Source organism: Spirosoma foliorum, assembly GCF_014117325.1.
GTDB classification, from domain to species: Bacteria; Bacteroidota; Bacteroidia; order Cytophagales; family Spirosomataceae; genus Spirosoma; species Spirosoma foliorum.
This window is the reverse complement of the sequence record NZ_CP059732.1, coordinates 1313972-1333580: the sequence shown is the minus strand read 5'-3', so window position 1 is coordinate 1333580 and position 19609 is coordinate 1313972. Positions and strand designations below refer to the sequence as shown.

Below are 19609 nucleotides of genomic sequence, written 5' to 3'. Positions count from 1 at the left end.
CAATCGTTAATTTACTAAATCGGGGGTTTGTACTTTTTTTCTGGCGGTGGTCAGTACAGAAATGGCTATCCCGGCCAGCAGTACGCCAAGCAGAATTAGATAGGTGTAACCTTTGGATAAATCAGGAGCGGCTGCAGCTTTCTTAGTCCCGAGCATTTCGTAGACCGGAATTATCCATTTGACCGCATAAGCCTGAGCCAGCACAATGAGGCAAATGAAACTTAGCATATAGAAACTGTGCTTGACGGTGAAGCGGAACAACTCCGACTCTTTACCGACCAGATTTCCGGCAGCCGCAGCCACGGCGATGGATTGGGGTGAAATCATTTTCCCAACAACTCCGCCCGATATGTTGGCCGCCACCGTCACAACCGGATCGACCCCGATGGATTGAGCCGTAGCATATTGAAGTTTACTGAACAACGCATTGGCGGAGGTATCGGAACCGGTAATGAAAACGCCCAGCCAACCCAACACAGGGGCAAAAAATGGGAACAGGTACCCCGTATTCGCCAGCACGTCGGCCAGCGTGAGGGTGATGCCCGAATCGTTCAGGATGTACGCGAATCCTAATACCGCGGCAATCGTCAGAATCGGAAATTTGAGTTGGTTCAATGTTGCCCCGAACACTTTAGCCCCTTCGCCATAGGTCAGGCCGACGAGTGGAATGGCCACCAGAGCTGCAATCAGAATCGCCGTTCCAGCGGCAGAGAAGTAGTTGAATTTAAAGATTTTAGGCAGCAGATTTCCATCTTCTCCCTGAATGGCATTGTGTAAGCCCGGAAACTCAAACTGGGTCATTCCTGCCGAATTCAGAACATCTTTAATGGGTTGTATACCCCAGGCAATGACCATGATCGTCAGCACAATAAACGGCGACCATGCCCGAAGAAGCTGCCCATTTGTATAGCTGATATCGGTGTTGAGCGTGGCCGCAGGTTCGTTGGCAAAGCGCCAGATGGTCTTTGGTTTCCAGAAACGCAGGAAAGCCATCAAACAAATAATCGACCCCAACCCGGCAATAACGTCGGGTAACGCTGGGCCTAAAAAGTTCGAGGAGAAATACTGAAGGAAGGCAAACGAAATGCCCGATACTAACACCGCAGGCCATATTTCCTGCGCCTTTTTGAAGCCAGCAATAATACTCACCAGATAAAAAGGCAGCATGATCGAAAGGATCGGTAAGGTCCGGCCAACCATCTGCGAAATGGGCAATTCGGGAATACCCGATACTTGCGAAGCAACCGTAATGGGAATCCCGATCGACCCAAAAGCGACGGGAGCCGTGTTGGCAATCAGGCAAATACCTGACGCATACAACGGATTGAAACCCAGCCCCACCAGCATAGCCGCCGTAATGGCGACGGGTGCTCCAAATCCGGCAGTTCCTTCTAGAAAGGACCCGAACGAAAACGCAATTAACAACGCCTGTAACCGCCGATCGGAGGTGATGGACGCCATGAAGTGTTTGATAATCTCAAACTGGCCGCTTTTCACCGTGACGTTGAACAGAAATACAGCCATGATCACCAGCCAGCAAATAGGGAACAGTCCGTACACAGCCCCATGTGTAGCTGACAACAAGGCCAATTTTACGGGCATGCCATAGACAAAAACGGCAATGATCGCAGCCAAGAGTGTAGCGATCAAACTAGCCTGATACCCCTTCATTTTCCGGATAATCAGCGCCCAGAATATAAACAGAATAGGCACAGCCGCTACGAAAACGGACAAAGCGATATTGTTAAGCGGATCAGTAACTTGTTTCCAAATCATGGGATGTATTCAGTTAATGAATTGATTTTCAATCCTCCGTGGCGTCGGGTTCTTAAACTCGACGAGTGAGGTTTCTCAAAACCTTCTGTGTGACTATAGGTTTTGAGAAACCTTACATGTCAGTTTTAAGAAACTGACAGCACAGTATTACTCACCTAGGCTAAATCCAGCGCAACAATTTCGTGGTCGAGAATCTTGGGCACAGATACGGTTACTTTACCACCTTTCAGCTCATATTTTGGTTTCTGATCGCTCATAAGCAATTTAACGCCAGTCACTTTGGCACCCGAAGGAACCGCAATACTCACCTGGGCCTCGACCGGAATTAGCTCCCGGAATGGCCCTTTCATCATCATTGGGTTTGTCAGGTTTACCAGGTGAACAGTCATGGAATTAGCCTGTCGCCAGACATTGACGTCGATTACACCCGGCCCCGTTATGGCGGCAATGGGTTCTTCATCGAGCGCCCAGTTCACAACATTGCTCAGCAGTTGTCCATGATCGGTACCCAGCATTTGCCAGAACGAACGATCCAGATCACCGGGAATGTAGGCCACGCGCCCTTTGCCAATCTGCCGTAGGTATAGCTCCCGCGTATCTGTCTCAGCGACACGCGGATACACATCTTCCATCGGCAAATCGGGATACGTAGGAATCAGTGTGATCGGACTTGGGAACGTGGTCGTTGGTTTTACATTGACCTTATAAATCGAATTGATAATACGCGGGGTATCGTCCAACCCTTTCAGAATCAATTGCGTCTGGCTGTTTTTGGCATCGTTGCGTAACTGCAAATAACTGTTTCGCATTGGCCCCTCTACTTTCTGATCGTACGACACACCGAACAGACTCGCCAGCCCGAAATCAGATCGTTGCTTGCCTTCTTCATCATATAACGACGTCTCGAAAGTCGACACAATGCTGCCGCCATTGTCTACAAACGCTTGAATCTGTTTGCATTGCGCGTCAGAGAGAGCTGCAATGTTAGGCAAAATCAGCAACTTGAACCGTTTTAGCGCATCGGGCGTCAGTAGCCGATCATTGACCATATCGAACGGAATGCGGCTCTCTACCAAGGCATGATACATGCCGTCCAGATGATCGCTGCTTTTTTGCTGCCAGGGTTTGCCACCGTAATTACGGTCGGTTTGTTCCGAATAGACGACGCCAACGCGTGACATCGACGCCGTGTTACGAAGGTATTTTTCGTTTTTATAATAACCTTCATAGAGCTTGGCTACAGCCTCCATCCAGCGCTTGTCGTAGATGTCGCCCCCAAACTTCACAAAACAGGGACGCATACCATTGGCTGTACCTTCGGCTGCCCAAATTCGAATTTCGGCGTCGCTCTGCACCGAATCTTTCCATCTGAACTCTTCTTCAATCCCAATACTAAATATCCCGATCAATGGCTTCATTCCCAGCGTAGAGCGCAGTTCCTTAGCCCCTTTTCCATTTGCCCAGGGAGCCGTAAGGCCACGTCGTGCCTGCTGATCGGCGAAGAACAGATCGGCTTCTTTGCCGGTCATTACTTTATCGGGGAAGCCATTGGGAATGAAGCGCGCTGTCGGTTTTTGTTTGCGGATACCCGCATCCCAAACCGCCCAGACTTCCCGTAGGCGTTTCATTCGCCAGTCGGCCCATTTGCGGTAAGTTGGGTCGAGTTTATCCGCCGTTTTGGGCAATTCAAGGCCGGATGCTTTTTTGAAGTTACTCGTACAATGCTCACAATAGCAGATATCATGACCATGCCAGCGATTCGAGAAAATTCCTTCGGGCTGAAATTTCTCCATGATTTCCTGATTCACCTGCGTCATGAAATCAAAGTTGTAAGGCCCAAGTGCGCAGGTGACCCATAACTCCGGGTTGGCCCAGTGACGGCGCGGTTTTCCATCAACGGTTACCGCAATCCAGTCGGGGTGTGCGTCGTAAACGTCCTGCCGGGCAGCATGCGGATCGGTGCGAAGCATGATTTTCATGCCCTGTTTTTTGCAGCCTTCTACCAGATATCCCAACGTATCGGAATTGCCCATGAAATCGCTGCGATGATGTAGCGGAATTTTAGTCGGATAAAAGGCGACAATACCACCCGCACTCAGCAGTGCCCCATCGGCATGAATCCGTTTAAAATAGTTGAGCCAGAAATCGGGGTCATAATGACCGGGGTCTCGTTCAACAAAAGCAAGCTGCGCCCATCGCATCGGGCCATCGAGCCAAAAGCCGTCAGTCGGAGCTAGTACATTGGTCGACGAATTCGCCAGAGCAGACGGTCCAGACAGGGCATAAGCGCTTCCTAGTATACCAGTGGTTTTAATAAAATCTCTTCGTTCCATAGTTAAGGAAGGATATAGTTAATCTTCTTGCGCGAGGGCAATGTCGTGCTCTACTTGCGGCAAATAGTTACTCCACAAGAAGCGTTGGGAATCTTTATAGGCAGTCTCTTTCGAGATATAGCCTTCAGTATAAGGCACTTCATGATAATGACTGCCCGTTATTTCGCTGACCTTCCGCCAGTGAGTTACGCATTGATTCAGGTAAGTGATTGCCTTCTGTTGATGCGTTTTATCCTTGGTAAGTCGGTAGGTTTGAAGCGATACAGCCGCGCGCAGTTTATCCGCAAAATAGCGACTCAAATAAGCCCAGGTTTCCAGATCAGCCAGTTCGCAGGTTAGGGTGGGTGAAGCGCCCGAACGTACTTGCTCTAGCCGTTGAAGCACCGTTTTGCTATCGGCATCCAGTAAATCAGCCAGTTTTAATGGACTAAGTTTGGCCTTTGGAATCCCCTTCTTTGCCAAAGTCTGGTTCACATATTCTTTGATCGACAGATAAGTCGGCTCTAAGGTCGAATGGTCGATTAGTTCGTTGATCGAAATAAAACTCGACACATTATCCTGAAAACCTTTGCTCGCCGAAAAGGGCGCTAGAAAACCTTCGGAATACAAGGTGTAATCCCAGGTTGAGCCGTAGAATGAAGCAAGACGCAATGGCATTTGACTAGCTGCCGAATAGGCTTCGAGCATCGGTTTTCCCGATTTCAGTCCATAGCGATTCGCGAAGGAATCTTCAAACACGGCGTCAGGTGTGGTTGGATCGTAAAGCAATCGACCCCAGAGTTGGTAAAAAAGCCATTGTTTCTCAAAGGCATAGTCCCAGGTCTGATGATCGCTTTTCACATGCGAATAGTCTTTCGCTGGAATATATCCCTCAGAACCAACAAAATAGCCATTGACATAAGGGGCCGTATTCTGCGCGATGTGCCGACGAATGAAATCGGGCTGTCCCCAGCGAAGAATGAAAAAAACCTCGTTCCGAATCATCCACTGAACACGGTAATTCGATGGCAGTGGATTCCAGTAGCCATCGTCACGCTTGCCTGAATGGGAGTCATGCGTTAAGGCCAATGTGGGTGTCGAGTGCCCGTGCGACCAGTTGAATTTTATCTCGACCAGCGTTGTATCGGGCAGTTGAGCGTCGTTAATCACGCGTCGCATTTCGCCCGGATCGGCGGAGAGCACCGAACGGTGAATGAGCTTCACAGGGCGTTTAGCTGCTTTAATACCCGTTATGATGGTTTCCTCCAACCAATCCTCACGATCTTTGGGCGTCATCTCCGGTAATGCCGAATTCGTCCCGCTGAAATTGCTCATCCAGTCGGCCAACGTAATACCGATGCCCGCCAAATCTGGATACTCGTTAATAACCTGCGTAACCACTTCGCGGGTGTACCGTTTCACAACTGCCGATGTATCGTTTCGTTCCTTCACATTATACGCCTTTGCAAACTCAGGCGATACAGCAATGTTCCAGTTTACAATATACGGCTCGATACCCCGCTCTTTCGCCATCCGAAACAGGGTTGTCCAGAAGTGTTTCCAGTCAGCCATTTCGCTAGCTGAGAAACTGTTCGCTTCCGGGAAATTCGTCGGCTTGACCATAAAGGAGAACGGATGGACATTCCAGAGGGACAGGACGTTAAACCGATTTTCGGCCATCTGATCCAACAATCGCTGCCAGTAGGCAAGGTCACGACATATCTCCCTATGCACCTCCATTGCCGGACCCGACCGATACGATGACCAGGGCAAATTGACTTTCAGCGCCCGAACAGTAAAGTGTGGATTTACGGCCTTAGGTGTCAGCGTTTTCCAACTTTTCCCCATCTGAATCTGCTCCGCTATGTCCAGCACGCCATACATCGCCCCGGCATCATTAACCGCCGTAATCAGCAGGCTATTATTCTGATAACTAATCCGATAGCCCTCTTCCCGAATAAACTGTTCACCTTGAGCGGGTTGAACCGAAACAAGGATACCCGTTGATTGTGTATTCGACCTAATCGGCTCTTTTTTAAGCGCTTGCCCAACTTTCTGAAGTGCTCTCTCTAAACGACTTACCCCAAATTGAATTGGCTTACTGGCCGTATCGAACGCAATAACAAGCTGGGGTTTCCCGCTTGTTAACTGCGCGAAGGCCGACTGACCGATCAGTATAAATAGCCAGAAAATAGTGTATTGTCGTTGCATCTGGAATAGCTTACAAGTGGTGTCGGGTTTAGAACCCGACACCAGCAAGGTTTCTCAAAACCTAATTAATAGGCTTAGAAAGAGGTTTTAAGAAACCTCATTTGTCAGGTTCAGAACCTGACATCACGCCATTGTATAATCTCTTATCAAAGACTCCGCGCTTTCAACTGATCAACAGCATACTTGGCGGCCCGAGCGGTAAGTGCCATATAGGTAATCGACGGATTTACGTTCGAGGCTGAGGTCATGGCAGAGCCATCGGTCACGAATACGTTTTTGCAGGCGTGAACCTGATTGAATTTGTTGAGTACCGATGTTTTCGGATCTTTTCCCATACGCGCCGTACCCATTTCGTGAATTCCAAGGCCCATGTGCGCCACGGCGTTGTCGTAAGGCACTACGTTTTTGAAACCAGCTGCTTCGAGCATTTCAGCGCCGTCGTTCATGATGTCTTTGCGCATGGCACGTTCGTTTTCACCGAAATCCGCATCGAACACCACAACTGGCAAGCCCCATTTATCGGTTTGGGTGTCGCTCAGGTAGAAGCGGTTATTCGGATCGGGAAGCACTTCACCGAAGCCACTCAGGTTGATTTTCCAGGGACCGGGTTGTGTCATTTTCGCTTTAAAATCAGCGCCAAAACCTGTTTCGGTACCACCCCGTGCCCAGTCGGCGCGAGAGGCTCCACCCTGATAACCAAAGCCACGCAGGTAGCCGCGCTTATCATTGCCCCAGTTTCGGAAACGTGGGATGTACAGAGCATTGGGACGAGCACCAAAATAATAGTCGTTTTCAAAGCCTTCGATGTCGGCCCGTGCGCCTACGCTGAGGTGATGGTCCATCAGATTCCGACCTAGTTGATCGCTATCGTTGCCTAGTCCGGTTGGGAAACGTGACGATTTAGAGTTCATCAGAATCGACGTGGAGCCAATCGTGCCTGCGTTCAGGAAAATGACTTTGGCATAAAACTCCCGAACCTCCATTGTGTTCTGGTCAATCACCCGAACGCCTTTTGCCTTCTGGCCCTGGCTATCCAGCAAAATCTCTTTCACTATGGCGTTATGCACAACCGTCAGACGGTTGGTTTGGCGAGCCGCCGGGATGGTAGCCGCCAACGAACTGAAATAGGCACCAAACGGACATCCGCGCGAACAGCGATTCCGAAACTGGCAAGAGGCCCGGCCTAAAGCCGTGTGCCAGGGTTGCGGCTTGGTGAGGTGCGCGACACGGCCAATCGTGATGGTCCGATTCAACTTTTGCATCACCGATTTTTTCAGGTGTTGCTCAGGAGCCGTCATGGCCATCGGTGGCAAAAACTGTCCATCTGGCAAAACATCCAGCCCTTCTGCCTGACCGCTAACGCCGACAAACTTTTCGACATGATTGTACCAGGGAACGAGGTCGTCGTAACCAATCGGCCATTCGACGCCAAGTCCCTGTTTGGCATTGGCAAGGAAATCCTCCCGATTCCAACGATAGGATTGCTTGCCCCATAACAATGACTTTCCACCGGTATGATAGGCCCGAATCCAGTTAAACGGCCGTTTCTGGATGTACGGATTCTCTTTGTCGTTGGTGTATAAATATTGCGTGCCTTCTTTGGCCGAGAAGTACATGCTGGCATAATGTTCTTCGGCCGCCACGTTGGTTATTTTACCCCGGTGCTCAAACTCCCAGGGGTCTTTCATGGCGGTTTTGTAATCTTCAACGTGTTTAACTTCATAGCCCCGTTCGAGCATTAATACTTTTAACCCTCGTTCGGTCAGTTCTTTAGCAGCCATCCCACCTGTCATGCCTGAGCCGACAACTATGGCGTCGTAGGTTTGTGCCTTTTCCGATTTTATGTTCAGATTCATATTTTACAATGATTGAATTAGAAATTGAATACTAGTGGTGTCAGGTTCTTCAACCTGACACAGCAAGGTTTCTCAAAACCTTTAAAGAGAGCTACACGAGGTTTTAAGAAACCTCAGTTGTCGGGTATAAGTACCCGACATCACATTCTCCAACCTGCTTCACACCTGATTTCCGTACATAAAATCTTTCTGGCCGGGTTTGATCTTAATAACCTCGAACCGGCCGGGAATCGGCTGATAATCGAACGAGGCTTTGATGCCTGCTTCTGAGGTAAAGTAACCTAGCAACGTAACCTCTTTAACAATCTGCCAGAACGACGGACTGGTAGCACTGGGCGTAGCGCTGGCTTCAACCTGCTTCAGAATCTCTGTCTGCTGATCGGGTTTAAGCGCCAGGAAGTTTTTGCTTTCCAGATTACGCACACCCGCTACGAAGGCATCTTGCGCAGGCTTTTTGTAGCAGTCACGGAGCATCACATCCATAAATGCGGGAACACCTGCATCAATCGCGCCCGGTGTGTCGGTTCGGGGAATGATGATGTCGGAAACGCGAGCTACAATTTCGCGCTGGCTATCATCCAGAAGCGAATCGGCTTTAGAAAGCCCACTCGATTGCTTGTCAGCAGTTTGTCCCCACTGGCTCATGGCCATTAGTGTTGGCGTCGACAGGGTCCCTCCCATCAACCAGGCCACTCTTGCTACGGCTTCCCGTCTGTTCATTTGCTTCTTAATTACGTTTGGCTACTATAAAAAAAGGGCCGTTTTCTTAGCGTGGTGTCGGATTCTCAAATCCGACATAGTAAGGTTTCTCAAAACCTATTGTGTCTGGCGTTCGGTTTTGAGAATCCTCGTGGTGTCAGGTTGAAGAACGGCTGCGGCCGACCGTCTGACACCACGTCAAATACAGTCATAAAAGGCATTAGCACTCATTATCTAATACCCTGGATTTTGCTTGATCTTGTCTTTGTTGACATCAATCTGCGCCTGAGGAACTGGAAAGACCAAATTATTCTCTGTCAATGCGTTGACTAACCGAATCTGATCTTTTTTGCCATTCAGGACGGGAATGGCCCGGCCTGTACGCACAAGATCATACCAACGGTGGCATTCAAACGCCAGCTCGACCCGGCGCTCCTGCTCTATAGCCAACCGGAATGATGCCTGATCAGGCGTATCGGTAGCTGTTTTCGCTTTCAGCCCGGCCCGAGTGCGAATCTGATTCAAGTAGGTAAACGCTTCGCCACTAGCCTGATACCCAACTTCATTTACACTCTCGGCATACATCAGCAACACATCGGCATACCGGATAATTGGGATGTTGTTTCCGTTATCATTATTCGTTGCGGGCGTATCGTAGTACTTCTTGACAAAATTCGCCGGAACAACCTGGCCGCTGGCATTAACGTACGAGATGGCCATCGAAATATCTCTACGGACATCGCCGGTTTCGTAAGCTTTGTAGAGGTCTTCAGTGGGTTGATTATTGCCCCCACCACTAAACGCAATAACCGAGTTACCAGAGCTTTGCGGGGCAAACAAGTTCGGCCAGGGGTTTCCTTCAGCGGCTCCACCCGATTTGTACTGCACATCAAACACCGACTCTTTGTGGTTTTTGTTGCTCACCTTAAACACGTCGGCATAGTTGGGTAAAATAGCGTACACATTCAGGTCGATCACCTCTTTCAGTTTGGCCACTGCCTGCGCGTATTTCTTCTGCGTCAGGTAAACTTTACCCAGCATAGATTTAGCCGCCCCCTTCGTTGCCCGACCTACATCGACGCCTGTATACGTAGCGGGCAAGGCAGCTTCCGCTTCCGACAAATCCTTTTCAATCTGGGTATACACTTCCGTTTTAGGGTTACGGCTATACGCGTATCCATCATCCGGGTTATTAATCGACTTGGTCACCAGCGGCACATCGCCGTAGGTCTGCACCAGAATAAAATAAATCCAGCCCCGCAAAAATTTCACTTCCCCGATGTAGCGGCTCTTGACGGCAGCATCCATCGTAATACCATCAATTTTATCCAGAATGGTATTAAAACGAGCAATAGCGGAGTAACAGTCATTCCAGCGACCCGAAATGTAGGGATTGGTTGTTTTGATGTAAAAGCGATCAAACTCGTCCTGGTCGGTGATGGAACCGGAGGCTACCGGAATTGTATTATCCGACGCGATATCGCCGAATACGTAGCTATTACCCGCAATTCCATCGGCTTGTAAGGCGGCATAACTTCCGCTGAGGGCATTTTTAATATCGTCAGCCGTTTTGTAGAAATTATCACTGGTGGCATTCGATATTGGTTTTAGGTCCAGGTATTGCTGGCTGCACGAACTGATCAAAACCAGCATCAGCACAGGCGCAAGGATTCTATATATCTTCATTGTTGAAACTGATTAAAACGGTTAGGTGATTGAATGGATAATGAAAAATGGAGAATTAATAATGACAGATAAGCAGAGAAAGATATCCCACAAAAACTGCTGATTCATTGGAACTTATGGTGCATTCCATTACTCATTATTCATTGTCCGTTATACATTTTCCATTTCCTCAAAATCCCACGTTTATTCCAAACGTGTAAGTTCTGGCGAGTGGGTAGGCACCGTAATCGATACCTGCCGATAAAGGACTTTCGTAGTTACTTACTTCAGGATTATAGTTCAGGTATTTTGTCCAGGTATAGAGATTCTGGGCCGATACATACACACGCAGTTGCTGAATCTTGATCTTGTTCAACAGCTTGGTTGGCAGTCGATACCCTAGATTGACATTCTGAATTCGCACATAACTGGCGTCTTCTACCCATCTTGACGATACGGCGTTGTTGTTTCCGCTAGTACGCTCATTAGCACGTGGGGTAATGCCATCGCCCGGATCACTGGCTGAGCGCCAGCGACGCAGCGCCGTTGTCAACTGGTTCTGATTCCCTTCCATATTGTCGTAATACCGGCGACCTATGTTAAGAATTTTACCGCCTTGTGTACCCTGAATGGAAACGTTCAGATCAAATCCTTTATAGCTAAACGAGTTGGTGATGCCGTAAATAAAATCGGGCTGGTTATTCCCCAAAATCGTCCGGTCGTTTGCCGTGATTTTACCATCACCATCAATGTCAGCATATTTCACATCGCCCGGCCGAGACGTAACATCGTGCGGATTCGCATCTAAATCGGCCTGATTCTGAAAAATGCCGAGCTGTTTATAGCCGTAGAAACTACCGATGGGTGCCCCAATTTGGGTAATGGTCAAATCCGCAAGGCTGCCACTAGCGGTACGGATAGGGTCACCGGTAGGGCCGAGTTCCAGCACTTTGTTTCGGTTGTACGATAGGTTAATTGTCGTATTCCAGATGAACCCTTTGGTCATGTTGCGAGTATTGAGAGCAAACTCCATCCCTTTATTCTCCATCTTCCCGATGTTCTTATACGCCGACGTGAAGCCCGTGAGCGAAGGCACGTTAACCGACAACAGCAGGTCTTTAGTGATCCGGTGGTAATAATCGACACTCAGGTAGATACGATTATTGATCAGACCGAGGTCGATACCCGCATCGAACTGCTGATTTTTCTCCCAACCCAACTTCGAATTCCCGAGCGACGACGGCGCTAACCCATTGACTAGGTTGTTGTTAAAACTGTAGTTATCAGTTCGCAACTGCGCTACGTAAGGATAGTTATCCGAGAAGGCATTGTTTCCAGACAAACCATAACTAACCCGAAGTTTGGTTTCGGAAATGGCCCGTACGTTTTTCATGAACGACTCCTCGCTCACCCGCCAGCCCAACGAACCCGCAGGAAACGTACCCCAACGATTATCGGGCCCGAAAACGGATGACCCATCCCGGCGAACCGACAGATTTACCAAATACTTACTCTTGTAACTGTAGTTGGCTCGCGCAAAATAAGAGACTGAGGCATTCGCTGTTTTGAACGACCAGGCTGTTGTTGTCGAACCGCTGGCGCTGGCATTCAACGTTTCAACAACGTCGTTGGCATACGAACTTCCCGACGCACTGCTCGACTGAAACTTGGTCGATGTGGCTTCCATCCCAATCAAAGCCTCGATATTGTGCGCTGAATTGATGTTTTTGGTATAGCCAACAACCTGATTGAAGAGCCAACTCATATTCTGGTCTGAATAAACCGTTCCCATCGCCGTTGTAGGGGGTAGCAGATTGCTCAGCGGCATTCTAGAACTTCGGTACGTATTGCGTCGGTTATCACTGAAATTCACATTGGCCGATGCCCGGTAATTGAAGTTTCTCAGGAAGCCATAGTCCGCATAGATATTTCCAAGCAAATTTCCCGACAGATACGGGCTGTTGTATTCTGTGATATTGGCCAGCGGATTCGTAACGCCAGGTAAATTATAAGGAGCCGCCAGCGCTAGTTGTGATGAATAAGACCCATCGGCTGCGTAAACAGGTGCCATCGGGACAGCCGCCAAAGCTGCTGTAATAATTCCCTGATTAAACCACTGGTTTTCAGCCGTAACCTCCTGCACATTCTTGAAAGACGGGTTCAGATTCATCCCAACTTTTAACTTCGGCAACAGGTTTACCTCAACATTAGCCCGAAAAATATACCGATCCAGCGATGATTTCAGAATGATACCGTCCTGTTTCAGATAACTCCCACTAATCAGATAACGCGCCTTTTCGTTACCACCCGAAACGGAAAGTTGATAACTGCTCATCTTGGCTCGTCGGAAAATCAGGCTCTGAAAATCGGTATAGGACAGGTTCGCCACTTTGGTCGGATCATCATAATTGAACCAGTCGAACAAGTCACCGCGTGGATACCGATAGCGAAGGTAACTCGCTGGTCGAACGCTGTTTGGGTCAGATGCGCTGGCTCCCGGCACATTGTCCAGATAAGCGGTATTCGATGCTTCTTTGGCAAATTCGGCGTACTGCTGCGAGTTCAGGAGATCTATCTTTTTCGTGATTTCCTGAAAGCCCGTATATACATCCAGATTCACGTTCATCCGCCCCGGCTTTCCGCGTTTGGTCGTGACCAGCAAAACGCCATTGGAACCCTTCGACCCATAAATAGCTGTTGAAGATGCATCTTTCAGCACATCGATGCTCTCGATATCAACGCTACTCAACAAGCCAAATACGCCCGACCCCACAATATTTCCGTCGACAACCACCAGCGGTGACGTACCGGCGCTAATCGAACCGAATCCTCTCACTTTAATGGCGGGCGTGCTACCCGGCGCACCACTAGTTTGTTGAATCACAACCCCCGGAATTTTCCCTTGCAAGGCCGTCGCTACGTTCGATACGGGCATATCTCTAATTTCGCCCATCGGAACGGAGGCAATGGCCGCTGTTACATCGGCGCGTTTCTGCGTTCCGTAGCCCACCACCACAACCTCGCCCAGTGCTTTTGTATCGGCAGTTAGCGTTATGGTCAGAATCGTTTCATTGCCAACAATCACTTCTTTAGGCAGATACCCAACCGAGCTGAAAACCAGCGTAGTTTCTGTATCGGGAAGTTCCAGTTTAAACTGCCCCTGTGCGTCGGTCGTGGTACCTTTTTGTGTGCCTTTGATCACGACGTTTACACCGGGAAGCGTTACGCCGGTCTGATCACTCACCGTACCGGATATAGATCGCGCAACCTGTTCGATTGGCGCCACGATAGCGGCCTGATCAACCTCGATGGGAACGGATTTAGCGGGCCGATCGGGTCGGATAATAATCATATTGCCACTCACTTCATACACGAGCTGGAGTGGTTTTAGCAACTTAATCAATACCTGAGAAAGCGGTTCTGATTGGCTTTTAACCGATATTTTGCGATCTGACTGAATAATTTGTGAGCTAAAAACGAAACGGGCATCAACCTGTTTTTCAATCTGATGCAGTACTTTTTTCACATTCTGACTCTCTACCGAAAGTGTAATCTTCTGGTCGAGAAGTTGTTGGGCTTTCCCATCACGTGCCCACGAAATTCCGGCTAGTGCACAGACCAGAAACCATTGGAGGAGGGTTATACGCATAATTCTTAAAAGCCTTTCATCTACAAAGCGTAGTTTTTGCATACATTTGTCATGTTTTGTTGGGTGAGCAAAAAAATTCAACAAAATCCCCCCAACCCATTCATTGTCAGTGAATGGCACGGCTTGTCAGGTCAGAAAATAAGGGGGACAATTCGGAGGTCAGCTATGCGTCAACATGGCTGATCTTTTTTACTGGAGGGGAGTAATCTTAAGCATAGGTTAGCAAGAGTTAAGCGTTAGGAATAGTCATTATTGGCAACGTTGGCCACCGGTAATCGTCACCTGATTGCCCTGAATAGCATATTGAGCTTCAAGTGCTTTGCAAACAATAGCCAGTTTATCATGAAAAGGCTGCCCCACCAGCGATGCCGATAAAGAGCATTTACCCAGCATTGTTTCGTCGTAAACAATGTGAACTCCGTATGCTTTTTCGAGCATACTAAATACCTCTGAAACAGGCGTTTCATCAAAATCAAACGACTGTTTCGCAACCACCTGGGTTTCGGGTTGTGTAAATACGCTACCCGGCATCCGAACCAGGCGCTTGCTTTCAACCGAGTATTCAGCGCCCTGATTCGGTGTCAACACAAGTCCCTCCAACTCGGGGTTACTGGCTTTTTGCCGAACCGATGCCGATTCCTCCAAAGCATATACCGCCACTCGACCCGTTTTTACAGCTACTTTTATGGGCTGGCCAGTTGCGGGCGCATCAACCATGAAGCTGGTTCCCAATACTTTAGTCGCAATGCCGCGCGTATATACCAGAAATGGGTGCGTAGGATCTTTAACAATTTCAAAAAAAGCTTTTCCTGTTAAATAGACTTCCCGTTGCTGAAACTTGTCGGGGTAGCTCAATCGGCTGTCGGGTTGAAGTACCACCGAACTCCCATCGCTCAGTAAAACGGTCAACGGTTTGTCGGTATCGTTCCGGGTTTCTTTCAAGGTCGTTCCAACCGAATTTGCCTTTTTAAACTGCTGATAACTTTCAGGCGGGACGCCCTGTGTTTGGCTATACCAATATGCTCCCAACCCAATACTTATGACCAGCGCTATGGACGCAGCCATGCGTAACCAGTTCCAATTTGTTCCAACTGTGCGCGTAAACGGAGTGGCGATTACTTCGCCCTTTTCGGCCTGAACATGCTTCTGAATGTACTGGCGCATCAGCTCGCTTTGGGCGGCCGTTGGTTGATGCTGCCCCGTTTGCTCAGCAAATATCAGAACGTACTGACGCGCCATCTCCACTACCAGCTTCTTCTCAGGATGAGCATCCAGAAACTGCTGCCAATAGGCATCCTGAGTTGTATCAGGATGCTTAACCCAGCGGATAAAATCGGGGTCTTCCAGGAAGTCTGTTAGTTCGTAGAGGGCTTGTTTCATAGCTGGACAAAAGAGTACCTACGCAAGAAGTAATAGAATTATTCCCTTTACTAAGAAAGAAGCAGCTAGCGGTTGTTTGACCTCTTTTTTTAGGGAAAATTTTTTCGAAAATTTCTACAGACTACATAACAGCCAGAAAATCAGCAATGAGCCGATAAGCCAGTTGCGATTCTGACGAAGCGATGTGATGGCCCTGTGAATGAAATTACGAACTGATTTCTCGTTGACATCCATCAGTTGGGCGATCTCACTTATGCTGAATTCGTCGTAGTAATATAAGGTAAGGGCTTCAACCTGGCGTTTAGGCAAGTGAGTGAGCAACTCCTGAATGCGCCGGCTCAACAAGTCTCGGGACTCCTGCTCAATCTGCGTCGTCTCCTCTGGGCCTGACGTTGGCGTTGTGTCATCATCAACTAGCCCGTCTATTGTTTCGCCAGTCTGGTATTTGCCCTGCATTCGGTGAATCCGGCGACGAAGGGAACGATATAGGTAAAATTTAATGGAGCCAATTTCTTCGGACAATGTGGCCCTCATTCGCCAAACATCGATAAAGACTTCCTGAACAGCATCTTCAACCAAGGTCGAATCAGTAACAAGTTTGCTACCGTAGTTATACAACGTTCGGTGGTACCGTTCGAAAATGGCCGTAAATGCCGACTCATCCCCTTCGCGAAGGCTTCGCCAAAGTTGCTGGTCGGTGGAATTGCTCCAGGAAGATTGTAGACTGGCCACTGTTAATTAAGTTCCCTTTACGGCATAAAGCTATAATTGGATAAACTTAATTATAGATACGCAAAATACAATTAGTTTGTATGAAAGAGTTGAGGCTAGAATCAGATGATAAACGTAGTCAACTTCCCTATAACGATAAACAGCTATCATTAATAGACAAAATATACCAATAAATACACTTAGCTATTGACTTTATAGAGCCTCATTCGTCATACTAGCACTAGGTCAAACCTGAGTATAGTATGCCTAAAATCGCTGTTTATCAGTTTTTAACGTTCTTCGCTTACATGTTCGACGCTGTAGGAGGTGAACCTCCACACCTGCACGTATCAAAAACTAAAAGCCGAAATACACGGTTTGCTAAAATATGGTTAGATTCGCTAACGTTCGCGGAAATTGGCGATTTTACAGAAAAGGAGTTAGCCTTAGTCAACAAGCTCGCTACTGAAAATCAGTCGGCTCTATTAGACTTATTTCACCGTGTTAGGGCTGGCGAAAAAATAAAGGCAATAACATTAAAGATAAAATAACATGGAAGGCTACGGCGGTACTACACCCGTTATAAAAAAAGTAACGTTCCCTAAACGGGGCAAATTTGAAGTTTCGCTTGAGGATGGGCGGTCTATCATGTTACCCGTATCACGCTTTCCTTCTCTACAAAAGGTGCCATTAGCACGACGTAACAAGTATACAATTGGGAATGGGAATACAATCATCTGGCATGATTGCTCCGAAGTGTATCATATACAGGATTTCTTCGGTTTCCCTGACGATTATCGTTATAAAGGTTAATTTAACGTGAATTATAGAGGATTTACGAATAGATTATACTAGCTTTTTTGTCATCCAGACGCCAGGAGGGATCTTCGGTAAATAACCAGTTACCGAAGATCCCTCCTGGCGTCTGGATGACAAAAAAATAACTTTCTAAATAGGTAACAATCAGCAGGTAACTTTAGGTTTTATCTATTATTCACCTTAATCTAAAGATCCAAATACAGACTACGCCCATGTGATGTCAGATGCTTTCATCTGACATAGGGGAGGTTTCTCAAAACCTTGGAGTGCCGGGTTGAGAACCCGACACCACTCACAATTCATCAACGAACCCACTTTCCTTTTATATTATCCAGATACTTTTGGCCTGAACCTGTATTCAGCAACAGAATATGTTCCTCTGGTTGAAGCCAGCCCTGATGCAGTAGTTTCTTGGTGGCGGCCCAGATGGCTCCGCCTTCTGGCGCGACAAAAATACCTTCGTGGCGGCAGAGTTCACTGACGCCTTCCAGCATGTCATCTTCCGAAACGGCAATAGCTGTGCCGCCTGATTCACGCAACACATTCAACATAAGCGGTTCGCCAATAGGGCGTGGAACGGCCAAGCCATTGGCCAGTGTAGGTTTGCCAACATACTGCCTGCTGTTGGCCTGTTTCCCCCAATAGGTATCGACAACGGGCGAACAGTTCTCGGCCTGTACAGCTACCATACGCGGTAATTTTTGGTTTTTAGAAAGCCATCCAAGCATTTTTAGTTCGTGGAAAGCCTTCCAGATACCAATCAGACCGGTTCCGCCACCGGTTGGGTACATGATCACATCGGGCAGTTGCCAGTTCAATTGCTCGGCAATCTCAAAACCCATCGTCTTTTTGCCCTCTAAGCGATAAGGCTCTTTCAGCGTAGACACATCGAAATAAGCACCGTTCTGATTGATCTCCTGCACTTTGGCTGCACAGTTATTGATCAACCCGTCTACTTCGACAAGGGTGGCATTGTAGCCAATGCATTCTTCCTTAAACGCATCGGGCGTATGACGCGGCATTACAACAACGGCCTCCAAACCTGCTCGGGCGCAGTAAGCCGCCATTGCGACGCCCGCGTTACCAGCCGTGGGAATAATACACGCCTTTTCTCCGTTTTCTTTGGCTTTCGACACCGCCAGACTTAACCCTCTGGCTTTGAATGAACCTGTCGGATTTAGTCCCTCGTCTTTCAGGGAAAGATGACGTAGATCGTATCGACTAGCCAGACGATTGAGTGCCAGAATAGGCGTGAATCCTTCGCCTAAGCTAACCTGATTTTCAGGCAGAATAACGGGCAGAAGCTCTTCATATCGCCACAGCGATTTAGGTCGTAGTAACAAATCGGATTTCTGGACACTACCAGGCCCAATAACGTATTGGCATAACAGGGGTGCATGACAACAGGTGGATATTGTTTGCCGAACTAGGGCGTCGTGAATGGAGCCGCATTGCGAACAGTGAAGATCTCCTAAGCGTGATGAAGTGATGGCAATGTTCATGGTTGTATTTTCCCGAAATGTCCCGGTTACCAACGCATGAAGCAAATACCGTTTTGGCATGAGTTATTCCGTAATGGAATAATGCCGTTTCGTAAACTGAATAAATGTAGAGACGAGTCGATTGTTTTCGGTTCCCTTTCGCTGGATAAAATAGAAGGTGCGTTGAAGGGTCAAACCGCGAATAGGCACTTCTACTAACTCACCTGCAGTCAGCTCTTTCAAAATAGCCCGCTTCGGCAGAAAGGCTAGACAAGTATCGGCCAGTACAAAGTTTTTCAGCGCTTCGGTACCTCCCAGCCGAATCAGAATCCGTAACGAGGAAATACCTATCCCTTTCTTGCTGAGTTCATCTTCAACTACTGCCAGTGTTCCTGAACCGATTTCCCGAACCGCCAAGGGAATCGTGGGCAAATCGGCTACGGTTAGCACCCGATCGCGTAAGGGACTCCTCGCCGAGCAGACCGCCAGGACATCATCCGTCATGAAGGGGGTATATACCAGCGTATTTAGTTGCGTTAGCCCTTCAACAATTCCGACGTCAATGTCGTGGGCCAGCAAGGCATTTTGAATATTGTTCGAGTTACGGTTCAATACGCTCACCTGAATGGTATCGTAGCGATGCAGATAGGCAGAAAGAACAGGTGGTAGAACGTACAAACTAATAGTTGTACTGGCACCAATGGCCAATTTGGTTGGCGGAAAAAAGTCTTCGTTAAGTTGCTGTAATTCCTGATACAGTTCGTTTTGTAACTGTCCCGCTTCGAGCAACTTGGTGTATAGGGCCTGCCCGGCCTGGGTTAAACTGATCGTTGTACCATGCCGCTCAAACAAGCCCGTTTTGTAAAAATATTCCAGCGATTTAATCTGCTTACTAATCGCTGACTGGCTCAGAAATAACGTTTGGCTGGCTTTGGTGAAGCTTAGTAAACGAGCCACTTCCATAAAAATCAGGTGGCGGGACGAAAGCATAATAGGAGCCTATTTAGGTATTACATAAGCCGTGCCATGGTTTTGAACCGTGGCACGGCT

General features: G+C 48.2%; 13 protein-coding genes. 2 read left to right on the top strand and 11 right to left on the bottom strand.

The window, feature by feature from the left end; translation table 11 throughout:
* Nucleotides 1–6 precede the first annotated feature (6 nt).
* The 9 genes from H3H32_RS05415 to H3H32_RS05375 form a co-directional block, all read right to left on the bottom strand.
* The gene (locus H3H32_RS05415) at nucleotides 7–1776 is read right to left on the bottom strand and encodes an L-lactate permease (RefSeq protein ID WP_182461638.1); all 1770 of its coding nucleotides are present in this window, start codon (nucleotides 1774–1776) and stop codon (nucleotides 7–9) included.
* Between the two features lie 155 nt (nucleotides 1777–1931).
* Complete coding sequence (locus tag H3H32_RS05410; RefSeq protein WP_182461637.1) at nucleotides 1932–4109, bottom strand: alpha-amylase family protein; 2178 nt, start codon at nucleotides 4107–4109, stop codon at nucleotides 1932–1934.
* A gap of 18 nt (nucleotides 4110–4127) precedes the next feature.
* Entirely contained in the window at nucleotides 4128–6299 is a 2172-nt protein-coding gene (locus tag H3H32_RS05405; protein ID WP_182461636.1) for a beta-N-acetylhexosaminidase family protein, read from the bottom strand.
* Between the two features lie 146 nt (nucleotides 6300–6445).
* Nucleotides 6446–8155 (bottom strand): GMC oxidoreductase, encoded by a 1710-nt coding sequence (locus tag H3H32_RS05400; protein ID WP_182461635.1) that lies wholly within the window; start codon nucleotides 8153–8155, stop codon nucleotides 6446–6448.
* A gap of 159 nt (nucleotides 8156–8314) precedes the next feature.
* Nucleotides 8315–8875, bottom strand: a complete 561-nt coding sequence (locus tag H3H32_RS05395; RefSeq protein WP_182461634.1) for a gluconate 2-dehydrogenase subunit 3 family protein — start codon at nucleotides 8873–8875, stop codon at nucleotides 8315–8317.
* Between the two features lie 213 nt (nucleotides 8876–9088).
* The gene (locus tag H3H32_RS05390) at nucleotides 9089–10540 is read right to left on the bottom strand and encodes a RagB/SusD family nutrient uptake outer membrane protein (RefSeq protein WP_182461633.1); all 1452 of its coding nucleotides are present in this window, start codon (nucleotides 10538–10540) and stop codon (nucleotides 9089–9091) included.
* 169 nt (nucleotides 10541–10709) lie between these two features.
* Complete coding sequence (locus H3H32_RS05385) at nucleotides 10710–14168, bottom strand: TonB-dependent receptor (RefSeq protein ID WP_182461632.1); 3459 nt, start codon at nucleotides 14166–14168, stop codon at nucleotides 10710–10712.
* A 249-nt stretch (nucleotides 14169–14417) separates the two neighbouring features.
* The gene (locus H3H32_RS05380) at nucleotides 14418–15548 is read right to left on the bottom strand and encodes a FecR family protein (protein WP_182461631.1); all 1131 of its coding nucleotides are present in this window, start codon (nucleotides 15546–15548) and stop codon (nucleotides 14418–14420) included.
* A gap of 114 nt (nucleotides 15549–15662) precedes the next feature.
* Nucleotides 15663–16280 (bottom strand): RNA polymerase sigma factor, encoded by a 618-nt coding sequence (locus H3H32_RS05375; RefSeq protein ID WP_182461630.1) that lies wholly within the window; start codon nucleotides 16278–16280, stop codon nucleotides 15663–15665.
* Nucleotides 16281–16522: 242 nt separating this feature from the next.
* On the opposite strand from H3H32_RS05375, the gene H3H32_RS38125 reads away from it, so the two are divergent.
* Together H3H32_RS38125 and H3H32_RS05365 are read left to right on the top strand one after the other, a co-directional pair.
* Nucleotides 16523–16810, top strand: a complete 288-nt coding sequence (locus tag H3H32_RS38125; protein ID WP_182461629.1) for a DUF4160 domain-containing protein — start codon at nucleotides 16523–16525, stop codon at nucleotides 16808–16810.
* 1 nt (nucleotide 16811) lies between these two features.
* On the top strand, nucleotides 16812–17072 hold the full coding sequence (locus H3H32_RS05365) for a DUF2442 domain-containing protein (protein ID WP_182461628.1): 261 nt from the start codon (nucleotides 16812–16814) through the stop codon (nucleotides 17070–17072).
* Nucleotides 17073–17380: 308 nt separating this feature from the next.
* Here the strand turns inward: H3H32_RS05365 and H3H32_RS05360 are convergent, their stop codons facing one another.
* A complete protein-coding gene (locus H3H32_RS05360; protein WP_240543667.1) occupies nucleotides 17381–18640 on the bottom strand; it encodes a threonine synthase in 1260 nt (419 codons plus the stop codon).
* Between the two features lie 3 nt (nucleotides 18641–18643).
* Nucleotides 18644–19549: a LysR family transcriptional regulator gene (locus tag H3H32_RS05355; protein WP_182461627.1), complete on the bottom strand. Its 906-nt coding sequence runs from the start codon at nucleotides 19547–19549 to the stop codon at nucleotides 18644–18646.
* Between the last annotated feature and the right edge of the window lie 60 nt (nucleotides 19550–19609).

What these genes read in the sequence shown, in the direction of transcription:
- H3H32_RS05410 (WP_182461637.1), bottom strand. Translation starts at nt 4,109, where the DNA reads ATGGAACGAAGAGATTTTATTAAAACCACTGGTATACTAGGAAGCGCT.
- H3H32_RS05395 (WP_182461634.1), bottom strand. Translation starts at nt 8,875, where the DNA reads ATGAACAGACGGGAAGCCGTAGCAAGAGTGGCCTGGTTGATGGGAGGG.
- H3H32_RS05390 (WP_182461633.1), bottom strand. Translation starts at nt 10,540, where the DNA reads ATGAAGATATATAGAATCCTTGCGCCTGTGCTGATGCTGGTTTTGATC.
- H3H32_RS05365 (WP_182461628.1), top strand. Translation starts at nt 16,812, where the DNA reads ATGGAAGGCTACGGCGGTACTACACCCGTTATAAAAAAAGTAACGTTC.
- H3H32_RS05400 (WP_182461635.1), bottom strand. Translation starts at nt 8,155, where the DNA reads ATGAATCTGAACATAAAATCGGAAAAGGCACAAACCTACGACGCCATA.
- H3H32_RS05360 (WP_240543667.1), bottom strand. Translation starts at nt 18,640, where the DNA reads ATGCCAAAACGGTATTTGCTTCATGCGTTGGTAACCGGGACATTTCGG.
- H3H32_RS05380 (WP_182461631.1), bottom strand. Translation starts at nt 15,548, where the DNA reads ATGAAACAAGCCCTCTACGAACTAACAGACTTCCTGGAAGACCCCGAT.
- H3H32_RS05355 (WP_182461627.1), bottom strand. Translation starts at nt 19,549, where the DNA reads ATGCTTTCGTCCCGCCACCTGATTTTTATGGAAGTGGCTCGTTTACTA.
- H3H32_RS05405 (WP_182461636.1), bottom strand. Translation starts at nt 6,299, where the DNA reads ATGCAACGACAATACACTATTTTCTGGCTATTTATACTGATCGGTCAG.
- H3H32_RS05415 (WP_182461638.1), bottom strand. Translation starts at nt 1,776, where the DNA reads ATGATTTGGAAACAAGTTACTGATCCGCTTAACAATATCGCTTTGTCC.
- H3H32_RS38125 (WP_182461629.1), top strand. Translation starts at nt 16,523, where the DNA reads ATGCCTAAAATCGCTGTTTATCAGTTTTTAACGTTCTTCGCTTACATG.
- H3H32_RS05385 (WP_182461632.1), bottom strand. Translation starts at nt 14,168, where the DNA reads ATGCGTATAACCCTCCTCCAATGGTTTCTGGTCTGTGCACTAGCCGGA.